This is a genomic window from Pseudonocardia sp. GCM10023141 (assembly GCF_042653605.1).
Window position 1 is genome coordinate 18,561 of the sequence record NZ_JBHSIR010000024.1, and the last position, 12,941, is coordinate 31,501.

The window sequence follows — 12,941 nt, forward strand, 5'->3', positions numbered from 1 at the left end:
CCGGACACCCGTCAGAGCGCCAGCCACACCGCCGTGTCCGGCGCCAGCGTGTCGTCGGCCACCGATCCGCTCGCCAGCAGCACCTCGCGGTGCTCGGGCAGCGCGACGGCGGCGGCCGACAGGTTCACCACGCACCGCAGCCCGGGCTCCCGGTCGAAGCTGAGCACCCCAGCACCGGCGTCGTGCCAGGTCAGCGTGCCGTCACCCAGCGCGGGGTGCTCGCGGCGGAGGCGCAGCGCGGCCTGGTAGAGCGCGTGCATCGAGTCGGGGTCGGCCTGCTCGCGCTGCGCGGTGACCGACTTGAACGACGCCGGCTGCGGCAGCCACGGCGCCGCGGTGGCACCGGCCGGGCTGAACCCGAACGGCGACTGGTCACCCGACCACGGGATCGGGACGCGGCAGCCGTCGCGGCCCCTGACGGTGTGCCCGGAACTGGTCCACGTGGGGTCCTGCAGCGCGTCCTCGGGGATGTCCTCGACCTCCCAGAGCCCGAGCTCCTCACCCTGGTAGACGTACGCGCCGCCGGGCAGCGCGAGCATCAGCAGCGCGGCGGCGCGGGCCCGGCGGGTGCCCAGGTCCAGGTCGACCGGCTCCCCGAAGTGCGTGCGAGCGGCGGCCAGGCCCGTCTCGGCGCGCCCGTAGCGGGTGACGACGCGGACGACGTCGTGGTTGGACAGCACCCACGTGGGCGGGGCGCCGACGCTCGCGTGCGACGCGAGCGTGGCGTCGATGCTGGTGCGCAGCGTCGCCTCGTCCCAGTCGGCGCCGAGGAACGAGAAGTTGAAGGCCGTGTGCAGCTCGTCGGAGCGCAGGTAGCGCGCGAGCCGGTCGGAGCCGGTGACCCAGGCCTCGGCGACGAACGTGCGGTCGCCGTCGTAGGCGTCGGTCACCCGGCGCCACTCCTGGTAGATCTCGTGCACGCCGTCGCGGTCCCAGAACGGGTGGTCGACGGTGTCGGGGGAGCCCGTGTCGGCGAGCGGGCGCACGCCCGTGTCGGGCAGCCCGTCCTGCTTGACGAGCCCGTGCGCCACGTCGATGCGGAAGCCGTCGACGCCGCGGTCGAGCCAGAACCGCAGGATCGACTCGAACTCGGTGTGGACCTCCGGGTTGTTCCAGTCGAGGTCGGGCTGCTCGGGGGCGAACAGGTGCAGGTACCAGTCGCCGGCGGTGCCGTCGGCGTTGGTGGTGCGGGTCCAGGCCGGGCCGCCGAAGTTGGACTGCCAGTCGTTGGGCGGGAGCGCGCCGCCCTCGCCGCGGCCGGGCCAGAAGATGTAGCGGGCCCGCTCCGGCGATCCGGGGGCGGCGGCGAGCGCGGCCTGGAACCAGGCGTGCTGGTCGGAGGTGTGGTTGGGCACGATGTCGACGATCAGCCGGATGCCGTGGGCGTGGGACTCGCGCACGAGCTCCTCGGCATCGGCGAGCGTGCCGAAGACGGGGTCGATGTCGCGGTAGTCGGCCACGTCGTAGCCGGCATCGGCCATCGGTGAGCGGTACCAGGGGTTGATCCAGATGGCGTCGACGCCGAGATCACGCAGGTAGGGCAGCCGCGACCGGATGCCGGCGACGTCGCCGACGCCGTCGCCGGTCGAGTCGGCGAAGCTGCGGATGTAGACCTGGTAGATGACGGCGCTGCGCCACCAGGGGCTCGCTGTGCTGGGGACGGTCACGTCACTCCGATCGTGCTGGACAGGTTGACAAGCCGGGGAGCGCATCGTTGACTTATGCGCTTAAGTAGGCCGTAGTGCAACGGTACGGGCGGCTCGCGGGAGGCGTCAAGCACGGACGTGCGGGAGGACCGGATGGGTACCCCACCGGAGGGACCGAGCAGGCGGATCACCCTCGCCGATGTGGGGCGCGCCGCCGGGGTCTCGTCGGCGACGGTGAGCTACGTCCTCAACGACGTGCCCAACCAGAAGATCTCCGAGGCCACCCGGGCCCGGATCCGCCGCGCCGTCGAGGAGCTGGGGTACACGCGCTCGGCCGCGGCCAGGGCGTTGAGCACCGGACGCGGCGACACCGTGCTGCTCGTCCTGCCGCCGTGGCCGATCGGGCCGCTGATCGCCGAGGTGATCGACGGTCTCACCGACGACCTCGGCCGCCAGGGGCTGAGCCTGGTGACGCGCCGGGAGCTGCCGCAGAGGTCGGTCGCGGCGCTGTGGCGGGAGCTGGCGCCGGCAGCGGTGATCTACTTCGGCGAGGTCGACGTGGCCGAGCGGCAGGCGATGCGCCGCGCGGGCACCTATGTCACGAGCATCTCCGGGCAGGTCAGCGACGATGCCGCCGACCTGGTGACGTCGACGACCGGGAGCGGGCCGCTGCAGGTCGCCTACCTCGCGGCGGCCGGTCACCGGCGCCTCGGCGTCGCGGTGCCCACCGATCCGCGGCTGGGGTCGCTCCCGGACGGGCGACTCGCCGGCATCCGCGCGGCGTGCGCGGCGGCCGGGCTGCCCGCGCCCGACGTCCGGCCGGTCGCGCTCGACGTCGCCGGCGCCGATGCGGCCGTCGCGGCCTGGCACGGATCGGTCACGGCGGTGTGCGCCTACAACGACGAGGTGGCGTTCGCGGTGCTGCACGGCATGCGCCGGGCCGGCCTGCGGGCGCCGTCGGACCTCGCGGTGATCGGCGTCGACGACATCCCGACGGCCCCCTTCGCCGACCCCCCGCTCACCACGGTCAAGCAGGACATCGCCGCGATCACGGCCCACGTCTCGCGGCTCGTGGGGGCGGGGATCGCCGGCGCCCCGCCACCCCCGCACCCCACCCGCGACTTCCTGTCGGTGGTGTCCCGCGAGTCCGCCTGACCCGCTCACGCCCCGCTACCCCCCCGCCCGTCGAGAACGACGTTACGATGATCAAAAGGGCTCGTTGATCATGACAACGTCGTTCTCGACGGGGTGGGTCAACGCAGGGTGACGAGGCCGCGCGGGGTGTCGAGCCACGCCGTCAGCGCCGCCGGACCTGGCCCCACGGTCAGGGTGACGTCCAGCGCGTCCAGGACCACCGTCACCGCTGCGGGGTCGGGGTGGGTGCCGTGCAGCCCGACGAGCCGCAGCGCCGGGAGCCCGGGCGCGGGGTGGGCGGTGGCGCCCCGGTCGATGAGGAACGGCGTGATCCCGTCCAGCGGCGCGGGCCGGATCGACGCGAGGCGCCACTGCAGCAGGTCCCCGGCAGGCGTGCGGCGCGACAGCGGCCAGATCTCGCCGAGATCGGCACCGGCCGCCACCTCCGGCCGCGCCCTGCTAGCTTTGCGCGGTCGTGGTGCTCGGGAAGTCCGGTGTGAGACCGGCGCGGCCTTCGCCACTGTGATCGGGAGTGCCCTCCCACGCCAGCCTCGACGTCGCGAGAGTGGCCGCGATCACGGCGCTGCTGCGCGAGATCGCCGACGCGGGCGGCGATGCTCGTGGTGAGCCATGACCGCGACCGGCTCGCGGACTACGCCGACCGGATCGTGGAGATGCGGGACGGCAGGATGGGGTGATGACGGGGGAACTGGAAGGCGCCATCGCCCTGCCCGACGGCACGGCGATCCGCGGCCGGGGCCGCCGCGACGGGATGCCGTCCGGGCCGGAACCGGACTTCGGCCTCTACCTCTTCCGGCGGCCCGGGACGCACCGGAAGCTGCTGCGCACGACCGTCGCGGAGTGGGAGCCGAGCTGGGCCGCAGACTGGGTCGACTGGCCAGACTTCCGCATGCCCCGCGACGGGCGGGCCGCCGCGGCGTCGATCGCGGCGGCGTTCGGCCGGGCGCGGGCGGGGGAGCGGGTGGAGGTCGTGTGCGACGGCGGCACCGGCCGCACCGGCACCGTCATCGCGTGCATGGCCGTGCTCGCCGGACATCCCGCCGCCGAGGCGCTGGCGTGGACACGCACCCACTACCGTCGCCGGGCCGTCGAGACACCGGGGCAGAAGCGCTGGATCGGGTGGTTCGCCGCGCACCTCAGAGCTTGAAGATCCGGCGCGCGTTCCCGGCGAGGAAGAGCCCCTTCGCCTCGTCGTCGAGCCCGAGGTCGTCGAGCCTCGCCAGGCAGGCGGCCGGTGCGAGCATCGGCCAGTTGCTGCCGAACAGCACCCGGCTGCGGCCGCGGCCGCGCAGGAACTCCACGAGCTCGGACGGGAGCCGGTGCACCGCGTAGGCGGACGTGTCGATGTGGAAGTTCGGGTACTTCGTGGCCAGCGACAGCACCTCGCTCATCCACGGGTAGCCGACGTGACCGCCGATCACGACGAGCTCGGGGAAGTCGAGCAGCACCTCGTCGAGGTAGGGGATGGGGCGGCCGGGCTCCGACGGGCACAGCGGCCCGGTGTGCCCGATCTGCGTGCAGAAGGGCACGCCGAGCTCCACGCACGCGACGTAGACGGGGTAGTAGCGGCGGTCGTTGGGCGGCAGGTTCCACAGCCACGGCACCACCCGGACGCCGACGAAGCCCAGTTCCTGCACGCAGCGGCGGATCTCCCGGACGGCGCCCATCGGGTCGTCGAGGTCGACCGAGGCGACCCCGGCGTAGCGGTCCGGGGCGGTGGCGACCATCGCGGCCACCTCGTCGTTGGTGATCAGCGCGCCTGCCGGGCCGTGCCAGGCCGACAGCAGGCTCGTGCGCACCCCGGCCGCGTCGGCCGCGGCGAGCGTGTCGGCAGGGCTCGGCGCGACCGACTCCTGCTTCGTCCAGCGCAGCAGGGTGGCGAGCCAGGGCTGCTGCGCGAAGCGTTCCGTGGGGTGCTGCGCCCACGCGTCCACGATGTCCATGTGCCCATCCTCACCCCTCACCGCCTCGCGCGGCGGGCCCGGTCCGGTGTGGCAGGCTGGCCCCGGAGGTGGTCGCATGCGCGACATCACGATCTTCAGCGGTTCCGCGCACCGGGAGCTGGCTGCGGCGATCTGCCATCACCTCGAGGTGCCGCTGGCGCCGTCGCGGGTCACGAGGTTCGCCAACGACTGCCTCGAGGTGCAGCTGCTGGCCAACTGCCGGGAGCGCGACGTGTTCATCGTGCAGCCGCTGGTGCCGCCGGTGCAGGAGCACCTCGTCGAGCTCATGCTGATGCTCGACGCGGCGCGCGGGGCGTCGGCGGCCCGGATCACGGTGGTCATGCCGCACTTCGCCTACGCGCGCTCGGACAAGAAGAACGCCCCGCGGATCTCGATCGGCGCCCGGCTGGTGGCCGACCTGCTGCAGACCGCGGGCGCCGACCGCGTGCTGACGATGACGCTGCACTCGCCGCAGGTCCACGGCTTCTTCGGGGTGCCCGTCGATCACCTGCACGCCCTGCACGAGCTGGCCGAGCACTTCCGGAAGGTCGACATCGGCAACGGCATCGTCGTCTCGCCCGACCTGGGCAACGCCAAGGAGGCGTCGCGGTTCGCGCGCCTGCTCGGGCTGCCGGTCGCGGCGGCGGCGAAGGAGCGCCTCGCCGACGACAAGGTCGTGATCAGCTCGATCATCGGCGACGTCCGCGGCCGCGACGTCATCGTGCTCGACGACGAGATCGCCAGGGGCAGCACGATCCTCGAGCTGCTCGACCGGCTCGCCGAGCAGGACGTCGCGTCGGTCCGGGTGGCCACCACCCACGGCCTGTTCACCGACAACGCGCTGGAACGCATCGGGTCGCGCCCGGACGTCACGGAGATCGTCTGCACCAACACGGTGCCGGTGCCGGGTGCCGACCGGGCACCGAAGCTGACGGTCATCTCGGTGGCCCGGCCGCTCGCGGAGGCAGTGCGGCGGATCCACAACGGCGAGTCGGTGAGCGTGCTGTTCGACGAGCACTGAGCGTCGGGAACCGAAGGGTGGGGCCAGGTACTCCTCGAAGCAGGGGAGAGGGGGCCGGGTGGCAGCCGATGACGACTACCGCCGCTTCGTCGCGGAGCGCTACGGACCGCTCGTGCGCGCCGCGGTGCTGCTCGGAGCGGCCCCGGCCGACGCGGAGGACGCCGCCCAGGATGCGCTGACGCGCTGCTACGTGTCGTGGGCTCGGGTGCGGGGCGCCGACGACCCGGAGGCCTACGCCTACCGCGTGCTCGTCAACGGGCTGCGCCGCGGGTGGCGGCGGCGCTGGCGGGGTGAGGTGCCCCACGCCGAGCCGCCCGAACCCGCTGCCGGCGCCGATCACGAGGGCGCGAGCCTGCAGCGGACGGCGGTGCAGGCGGCGCTGGGTCGGTTGCGGCCCGACCATCGCCAGGTCGTGGTGCTGCGCTTCTTCGCCGACCTGAGCGAGAGCCGCACGGCCGCCGTGCTCGGGGTCCCGGCGGGCACGGTCAAGAGCCGGACGTCGCGCGCGCTCGCGCTGCTCGCGGCCGACCCCGCACTCGCCGGGGAGCTCCCGGCCGTCCGGAAGGAGCCGTCATGATCGGCGACGCGCGTGCCGACGGTCTGCGCGCGGTGCTGCACGCGGCCGTCGACGATGTGTCCGTGGTGGCGCCGGTGGAGCGGATCGTCGCCGCCGGCCGCCGCCGGGCCCGCCGCCGCCGGGTGGCGCAGGTGCTCGTGACGGTCGCGGTGGTGGTCGCGGTGGCGGTGCTGGTGCCCGTCGGGTTGGGGATCCGGCGCGCGGAGCTCGCCACGCCGCCCGGCTGCGCGGCGGTGATCGCACCGGCGGTGCTGCCCGCATGGGCCCGCGCCGGGTTCACCGACCCGGAGCCGGTGATGCCGTACGTCCTGTCCGACCATGGCCGGATCGCCGCGATCCTGTTCGCGAACCCGCCGACGGCACCCCCCGCCCCCGACCGGCAGAACAAGATCCTCTGGGTGGTGCCGGAGTTCGGCGGCACCGGCCCGTTGACGATCACGGCGACGCTCGGGTCGACCACCGCGACCCGGACCGTGGCGGACGGCCCAGGACCGTCGATCGTCGACCTGCCGGAGCCGGGGTGCTGGGAGCTGCGGCTGGAGTGGGCGGGAGGCTCCGACACGATGGGATTGCGGTACGGGCCGTAGGAGCCCCGGACCATCCCTGCCGGCCACGGCGCCGACCAGTTGGCCACCGCGCCAACGTCCCGACATCGGCGCGGTGGCGATTACGTTGGCGCCGTCAGTCCGGGCCCCACCGCGCCAACCGCGTAGCCACCGCGCCAACGTCCCGGCATCGGCGCCGAGGCCGATTGGTTGGCGCGGTCGCTGGCGGGGCCCACCGCGCCAACCGCGTAGCCGCCGCGCCGATGTCCCGGCGTCGGCGCCGAGGCCAATTGGTTGGCGCCGTCGCTGGCGGGCCCACCGCGCCAACCAGTTGGCCGCCGCGCCGATGTCCCGACATCGGCGCGGTGGCCATTGCGTTGGCGCCGTCATCGGCGGCGCACCAGCCACGCCCCGTCACCGGAACCGGAGCAGCCCCGCGGCGGTCACCCGGTGTAGGGCGGCGCCTCTCCCCAGCCCCAGCGCGGGGTGGGGGCGTCGGGCGGCGGCGTCGCGCCCGGCGCCGAGTTGGCCCGCGCGAGGCGCGTGCCCCACTCCACGTACGCGACGAACGCCGAGCGGAACTCCGGGTCGTCGGGCAGCCCGGCGTCGTCGGCGCTGAGCGCGATCAGGGCGGCCCATCGCGAGCGCTGCTCTTCGGTGATCCCGACGCCGATGTGGTGGCGCAGCATCGCGGGGTAGCCGCCGAGCTCGTCGGTGTAGTCGGTGGGGCCGCCGAAGACCTCGCCGAGCCAGCGGGCGACGTGGTCGCGGTGGTCCGGGCTCATGTGCCGGAAGACCGGTTCGAGCAGCGGGTCGGCGAGGACGCGGTCGTAGAAGACCTCGGTGAGCCGGTGCAGGGCGTCGGTGCCGCCGCACCAGTCGTAGAGCGTCGGAACGGTGTCGGCCACGAAACCCCCATGAGCGTGATTACAGTGTTGCAAGAGGCTAGCCGTCTTCGCGGGCGGCGGCCAGATGTTTCCCGGCGGCCGCCCGCAGCATCCCCGCCTCCGAGAACAGCGCGACGTAGGTGGCGCCCATCTGCCGGAAGCGCCGGGCGTGCGCCGCCGACATGCAGAAGATCCCGGCCGGCATGCCGCGGTCACGTGCGGCGTCGAGGATCGGCTGCAGCAGCGCGTCGAAGGCGGGGTCGCCGTCTTGCGCGGTGAGGGGGAGCCCGGCGCTCAGCGACAGGTCCGACGGTCCGACGAAGATCGCGTCGACGCCCTCCACGGCGAGTATCTCGGGCAGCGCCGCCACGGCCGCCATCGTCTCGATCATGACGATGCACAGCGGGGCGGGGAGGTCGCGGTACCAGCTCGAGCGCGTCGGTCCGAAGCTGCGGGAGCCGCGCGGCGGGTAGTGGAACGCGTCGACGGCGGCGCGGGCCTGCTCCGCGGAGTTCACCAGCGGAACGATCACCGCGGCGGCGCCGTGGTCGAGCGCCCGGCCGATCTCCGTGTGGTCGTTCGACGGCACTCGCACGACCGCGGGGGTGCCGGCGGCGGCGAGGCCCTGCAGCATCGGGATCATCGCGTCCGGCCCGATCATCCCGTGCTGCTGGTCGATGCACAGGAAGGCGAATCCGACGCTGCCCATCAGCTCGGCGACGGGTGCGCTGGGGAGTTGCAGCCAGCCGCCGACGGCGCCTGCGGACAGGTCGAGAGGATCAACAGTCACCATGGCGAGGCTAGTAGACCGTCGCGGCCAATTCGCGGACTAGAAGACCGTCAGGCGGAGAGCTCCTTCTCCAGCGGCGTGCGGAACCGCGGCGTCACCCGGCCCGGCCCGATCCGTGCCGCCAGCCGCTCGGCGGCCGCCTCGATCGCGGCCCGCACCTCGGCGCCGACATCCTCGAGCAGCCGCAGCGCGATCGTGCCGTCGGCCCGGTGCGCCCAGCCACCGACGATCCGGCCGTCGCTCCACAGCGTCGGCCCGATGTTGCCGCTGCGGTCGAACAGGGGTTCCTTGTGTGGCCCGAGGAACCAGTCGCGGGCCTGCCAGCCCATCGGGGTCGGGTCGAGCCCGGGCAGCAGGGCGACCCAAGGTTCGGGTTCGGGCTCGTCGTCGAGGTCCTCGGCCAGTGCGACGCCGGGCCCGCCGTCCAGCGTCACGGCGACGGCGCCGGCAGCGGCCAGCGCCGCCTTCGTGCGGGCGACCGTCCAGCCTGCCCACCACTGCAGATCCGACGCCGGCGCCGGCCCGAACGTCGCGAGCCAGCGCCGCGCCAGCTCGGCGCGCGCCACATCCGCGTCGAGCTGCGGCATGCCGCCGTCCCACCACACCGTGGTGGGGGACCACCGGTACTGGGTGGACAGCCACGAGCCGAGCGGGCGGCCGCGCACCATGTGCCCGTCGGCCGAGAGCAGCAGCAGCACCCGGCTCGTCGCGTTCTGGCTCGCCGGCTGGCCCGGCACGGTGATGCGCGTGCGCAGGTCGGGGACGTCGCTCACGAGCTCCGCCGCCGTCGCCTCCCCGCGCTCGGTGATCGCCGCGACGGTGGCCTGCTCGACCGCGGCGAGCCAGCTCGGCGGATCGGCGAGATCGGTGCCGACATCGAGGTGGAGCAGCAGCCGCTTGCGCTGCACCGCTGCGACGTCGCGGGTGCAGGCGGCCTGCAGCACCGGCGCGGTGTCGCGCGGCGTGACCCACACCGTGCGACGCATCGACAGCATCCTGACCAGCGCACGGTCGGTGTAGAGCGCCGCCTCGATGGCCGCGATGTCCGTGCCGGGCGCCCGGACCAGCGCCGACAGGAAGACGGTGCCCGGATCGGTCGCGTGCAGGGCCACCATCGCCGCGGCCGCCTCGATGGGCCCCGCGAAGCCTGCCGCCAGCCCGTGGCGTCGACCCAGCCGGGCCCGCCGCTGCTCGACCCCGACAGCGCGCGTCACCATCGCGCGCGGGGGCGATCGGCGACCGGGGCGGCGTAGCGGCGCAGGAGCGGGTGGTGCCCGTCGGGAGCGGTCCACAGCGCTGGCTCGATGGTCGTGAACTCCCAGCCGGCGGCCTCGTAGAAGGCGACGGCCCCGGTGCCGTCGACGACATCGAGTACGGCCCGCAACCCGGTGCCCGCCGCGTGCGCGGCGGCGGCGTCGAGCAGTGCGCGCCCCAGCCCGGACCCGCGCGCGGAGGGCCCGACGAACAGCCGCACGATCTCCGCGGTGGTGTCCGTGATCGGCCGCAGCGCGATGTGCCCCGCAATGACGCCGGCGAGCTCGCCGACCCAGGCGGTGTCGAGCCCGTCGCGGAGCAGCCAGCCAGCCGGGTCGGCGGGCCACCGCATCGGGTAGGCGTCGGCGAGGTGGACACCGTGCAGCACCGCGCGGCACGCGGTGAGGTCATCGGGTTGGCGCGGGCGAACGATCACATGATCAGTCTGCCTCGGGTTCCTCGATCAGGACCACTCCGGCGGCTCCGTCGACGGTGACGATGTCGCCGGTACGGATCCGGGACGTCGCATCCGGCACCCCGACCACGGCGGGAATGCCGTACTCGCGCGCCACCACGGCGCCGTGCGACACCGGGCCGCCCATCTCCATCACGAGCCCGCCCGCGGTGAGGAACAGCGGCGTCCATCCCGGGTCCGTGGACGGTGCGACGAGGATCTCGCCCGGTTCCAGGTGCGCTCCGACCGGGTCGAGAACGACGCGGGCGGGGCCGGTGACGGTGCCCGCCGACGCCGGGGTGCCGACGAGCGCACCCTCGACGTCGGCCGCGACGGCGAGCATCTCCGGTTCGGTGCCGTCCGAGAGCAGTACCCGGGGCACGTGCCGGCGGCGCAGCTCGCGGTCGTACTCCTCGTGGCGGGCGGCGACCGTGCCCCGGTGGTCGGTGCCGGCGAGCGCCGAGCGCACCTCCACGAGATCGAGGAAGTAGACGTCGGCGGCGTCGGTCAGCAAGTCCCTGGCGGCCAGTTCGGCCCCGATCGTCGCCAGCTCGGCGCGGGCGGCGGCGAGCATGCGCACGAGGTAGTCCTTGTGGGTCTCGCGCATGCCCGCGAGCTCGCGCATCCGCCGCAGCGCGGCCCCCACCAGCAGCGCCCGGATCCGGGACCGGTTCCGGACGGCGGCCACCACCGCGGCGACGGCCCGGTCGGCCGCGGCCGTGCCCCGCGCGAACTGGGCGTCGGGGGCCTGGTCGGGATCGTCGAGGCGCAGGTAGTTGGCCACCGCGCCGAGCACGTGGGCCGGGTCGTCGGACCAGCGGGGCATGCCGAGGTCGATCTCCGCGACGGCGCGGTGCCCGTGCACCCGCAGGAACCCGGCGAGCGCCTGCTGCAGCACCGCGGGCAGCGCGCCGCGGCCGTACGCGGCCGCCAGCTCGGCGGGCGGCGTCGCGCGCAGTGCCGCGGACGACGGGCCGTCGGCGCGAACGGTGGTGGCGAGCGACCAGAGCTCCAGGTCCATCTCCGTGGTGACGTTGTGCGGGAGCGACCGCATCACCTCGTGCCCGGTCGTGGCGTCGAGATCGGTGCCGGCGAGCTTGCCGGCCAGGCCGAACATGGCGAAGCCCGCCGCGGCCACCGGAGCGGTTCGCGGCAGCACCGGGAAGGTGGCGGCGAGCACCTGCTCGACATGGTCGAGCCGGGCCGTGCCGCTCGCCCCGGCCGGCGTGGCCATCAGGGACTGCAGTGCCACGCCGTAGCGGGCGATGTGTGCTCGGGCGGCCGCCGGCCGGGCCAGCGCGAACGCGACCAGCGCGGGGATCCGGAACCGCACCAGCAGCCGCAGCACCCGTCGCACGAAGGGCCACCGGGACGTCGCGGTCACCGTGAACGCCGGATCGTCGAACAGACCGCGCAGGACGACAGCCGAACGCGTCTCCATGACGTCGAGCACCCGCGGGGCGAGCGTGCGGCCCATCCGGCTGCGCAGCACCGGCGTGACGTCGACGAACGCCCGGCCACCCGCGACGACGAACGCCGGCGGCCCGGCGAGCGGATCGGCGACCGGCACCCCGAACGCGAGCGCGGACCCGGTGGCGCCGAGCACCCGGAAGGCCGCCAGCCCCATCGGCGTGATCGGTCGCGTCAGGCCCTGGGCGAGGCTGACGTTGAGGTAGGCGCGCTTGCCGGCGGCGCGGCTCGCCGGCACGGGGTACAGCGTCGTGATCGCGCGTGACTGCGTGAGTCGCAGCGTCCCGGCCGTGTCGATCGCCCACTCGATGTCCTGGGGTGCGCCGTAGTGCGCCTCGACGCGGCGCCCGAGCGCCACGAGCGCGCCGATCTGCGCGTCGGTGAGAGCGGCCCGGTCGGCGCCGTCGCTGCGCCGGACGGTCTCGGTGCCCCCACCGGTCAGCGCGTGGATCTCCACGGCCTTGTCACCGCGCCGGTGCTCGAGGATGGAACCGTCGCTCTCGACGATGTGGTCGGGGTTCACCGCGCCCGACACGACGGCCTCACCGAGGCCAGGGCTCGCGTCGATGACGGTGCGGGTGCGCCTGCCGCTGATCGGGTCGGCCGTGAAGAGCACCCCGGCCACCTCGACCTCGACCATGCGCTGCACGACCACGGCGAGCTGCACGTCGGTGTGCGGGATGCCGGTGCTCTCCCGGTAGCTGACCGCGCGGTCGGTCCACAGCGACGCCCAGCAGCGGCGCACGGCGTCGAGCACCGCTGCGGCGCCCACCACGTTGAGGAACGTGTCCTGCTGGCCCGCGAAGCTGGCGGTGGGCAGGTCCTCGGCGGTGGCCGAGGACCTGACGGCCACGGGAACGTGATCACCGAGCGCCTCGTAGGCGGCGGTGACCGCGGCAGCGACGCCATCGGGGATCGGCGCGCGCAGGAGCGTTGTGCGGGCCCGTTCGGGGAGGCCGGGCCCGGCGGCGGTGACGACGTCCGCGAGCCCGGCCGATGCTGCCGTCTCGGCGTAGGCGGTGGTGGCGACGCAGAACCCGCCCGGCACGTCGAACCCCGCGGCGATGAGCTCGGCGAGGTTGGCGGCCTTGCCGCCGACCAGCGCGAGCGAGCGTGCGGCGGGGTCGTCGAGGCCGATGACGGACGCCTGCGTCGTGGTCATGAGCCACGGTAACGCCGTTCGACGTAAAACTCAACGG

General features: G+C 74.3%; 13 protein-coding genes. 5 read left to right on the top strand and 8 right to left on the bottom strand.

Annotated elements, in window-relative coordinates; translation table 11 throughout:
• Window positions 1–11: 11 nt before the first annotated feature.
• Window positions 12–1,667, bottom strand: coding sequence for a glycoside hydrolase family 13 protein (locus tag ACFPFQ_RS12835; RefSeq protein ID WP_379618211.1), 1,656 nt, complete (start codon window positions 1,665–1,667; stop codon window positions 12–14).
• Between the two features lie 132 nt (window positions 1,668–1,799).
• Between ACFPFQ_RS12835 and ACFPFQ_RS12840 the strand changes: the two genes are divergently transcribed.
• Window positions 1,800–2,801, top strand: a complete 1,002-nt coding sequence (locus ACFPFQ_RS12840; RefSeq protein ID WP_379618213.1) for a LacI family DNA-binding transcriptional regulator — start codon at window positions 1,800–1,802, stop codon at window positions 2,799–2,801.
• A gap of 98 nt (window positions 2,802–2,899) precedes the next feature.
• On the opposite strand, the gene ACFPFQ_RS12845 is transcribed toward ACFPFQ_RS12840, so the two are convergent.
• Window positions 2,900–3,223 carry a VOC family protein gene (locus tag ACFPFQ_RS12845; RefSeq protein ID WP_379618215.1) on the bottom strand — a complete coding sequence of 108 codons (324 nt, stop codon included), beginning with the start codon at window positions 3,221–3,223 and terminating at the stop codon, window positions 2,900–2,902.
• A 254-nt stretch (window positions 3,224–3,477) separates the two neighbouring features.
• Here ACFPFQ_RS12845 and ACFPFQ_RS12850 point away from each other — a divergent pair, with 254 nt between their 5' ends.
• On the top strand, window positions 3,478–3,948 hold the full coding sequence (locus ACFPFQ_RS12850) for a protein-tyrosine phosphatase family protein (RefSeq protein ID WP_379618217.1): 471 nt from the start codon (window positions 3,478–3,480) through the stop codon (window positions 3,946–3,948).
• On the opposite strand, the gene ACFPFQ_RS12855 is transcribed toward ACFPFQ_RS12850, so the two are convergent.
• The gene (locus ACFPFQ_RS12855; protein WP_379618219.1) at window positions 3,938–4,744 is read right to left on the bottom strand and encodes an amidohydrolase family protein; all 807 of its coding nucleotides are present in this window, start codon (window positions 4,742–4,744) and stop codon (window positions 3,938–3,940) included. The genes ACFPFQ_RS12850 and ACFPFQ_RS12855 overlap by 11 nt on opposite strands.
• A gap of 76 nt (window positions 4,745–4,820) precedes the next feature.
• On the opposite strand from ACFPFQ_RS12855, the gene ACFPFQ_RS12860 reads away from it, so the two are divergent.
• Genes ACFPFQ_RS12860 through ACFPFQ_RS12870 form a run of 3 tightly spaced genes read left to right on the top strand, consistent with a single transcriptional unit; the run spans window position 4,821 to window position 6,929 of the window.
• Complete coding sequence (locus ACFPFQ_RS12860) at window positions 4,821–5,765, top strand: ribose-phosphate diphosphokinase (RefSeq protein WP_379618221.1); 945 nt, start codon at window positions 4,821–4,823, stop codon at window positions 5,763–5,765.
• 58 nt (window positions 5,766–5,823) lie between these two features.
• On the top strand, window positions 5,824–6,342 hold the full coding sequence (locus tag ACFPFQ_RS12865; RefSeq protein WP_379618223.1) for a SigE family RNA polymerase sigma factor: 519 nt from the start codon (window positions 5,824–5,826) through the stop codon (window positions 6,340–6,342).
• Entirely contained in the window at window positions 6,339–6,929 is a 591-nt protein-coding gene (locus tag ACFPFQ_RS12870; RefSeq protein ID WP_379618225.1) for a hypothetical protein, read from the top strand. The genes ACFPFQ_RS12865 and ACFPFQ_RS12870 overlap by 4 nt, the downstream gene beginning before the upstream one ends.
• 401 nt (window positions 6,930–7,330) lie before the next feature.
• On the opposite strand, the gene ACFPFQ_RS12875 is transcribed toward ACFPFQ_RS12870, so the two are convergent.
• From ACFPFQ_RS12875 to ACFPFQ_RS12895, 5 genes are read right to left on the bottom strand one after another with little or no spacing between them, the layout of a single operon-like run.
• A complete protein-coding gene (locus ACFPFQ_RS12875; RefSeq protein WP_379618227.1) occupies window positions 7,331–7,795 on the bottom strand; it encodes a group II truncated hemoglobin in 465 nt (154 codons plus the stop codon).
• Window positions 7,796–7,832: 37 nt separating this feature from the next.
• Window positions 7,833–8,564, bottom strand: a complete 732-nt coding sequence (locus ACFPFQ_RS12880; protein WP_379618229.1) for an HpcH/HpaI aldolase family protein — start codon at window positions 8,562–8,564, stop codon at window positions 7,833–7,835.
• Between the two features lie 50 nt (window positions 8,565–8,614).
• Window positions 8,615–9,778 carry a winged helix DNA-binding domain-containing protein gene (locus ACFPFQ_RS12885; RefSeq protein WP_379618417.1) on the bottom strand — a complete coding sequence of 388 codons (1,164 nt, stop codon included), beginning with the start codon at window positions 9,776–9,778 and terminating at the stop codon, window positions 8,615–8,617.
• On the bottom strand, window positions 9,775–10,254 hold the full coding sequence (locus tag ACFPFQ_RS12890) for a GNAT family N-acetyltransferase (protein WP_379618231.1): 480 nt from the start codon (window positions 10,252–10,254) through the stop codon (window positions 9,775–9,777). The genes ACFPFQ_RS12885 and ACFPFQ_RS12890 overlap by 4 nt, the downstream gene beginning before the upstream one ends.
• 4 nt (window positions 10,255–10,258) lie before the next feature.
• Window positions 10,259–12,904 carry a PEP/pyruvate-binding domain-containing protein gene (locus ACFPFQ_RS12895; RefSeq protein ID WP_379618233.1) on the bottom strand — a complete coding sequence of 882 codons (2,646 nt, stop codon included), beginning with the start codon at window positions 12,902–12,904 and terminating at the stop codon, window positions 10,259–10,261.
• Between the last annotated feature and the right edge of the window lie 37 nt (window positions 12,905–12,941).

Excerpts from the sequence above, each read along its gene's own strand:
- ACFPFQ_RS12870 (WP_379618225.1), top strand. The coding sequence starts at position 6,339 with ATGATCGGCGACGCGCGTGCCGACGGTCTGCGCGCGGTGCTGCACGCG.
- ACFPFQ_RS12895 (WP_379618233.1), bottom strand. The coding sequence starts at position 12,904 with ATGACCACGACGCAGGCGTCCGTCATCGGCCTCGACGACCCCGCCGCA.
- ACFPFQ_RS12855 (WP_379618219.1), bottom strand. The coding sequence starts at position 4,744 with ATGGACATCGTGGACGCGTGGGCGCAGCACCCCACGGAACGCTTCGCG.
- ACFPFQ_RS12860 (WP_379618221.1), top strand. The coding sequence starts at position 4,821 with ATGCGCGACATCACGATCTTCAGCGGTTCCGCGCACCGGGAGCTGGCT.
- ACFPFQ_RS12850 (WP_379618217.1), top strand. The coding sequence starts at position 3,478 with ATGACGGGGGAACTGGAAGGCGCCATCGCCCTGCCCGACGGCACGGCG.
- ACFPFQ_RS12840 (WP_379618213.1), top strand. The coding sequence starts at position 1,800 with ATGGGTACCCCACCGGAGGGACCGAGCAGGCGGATCACCCTCGCCGAT.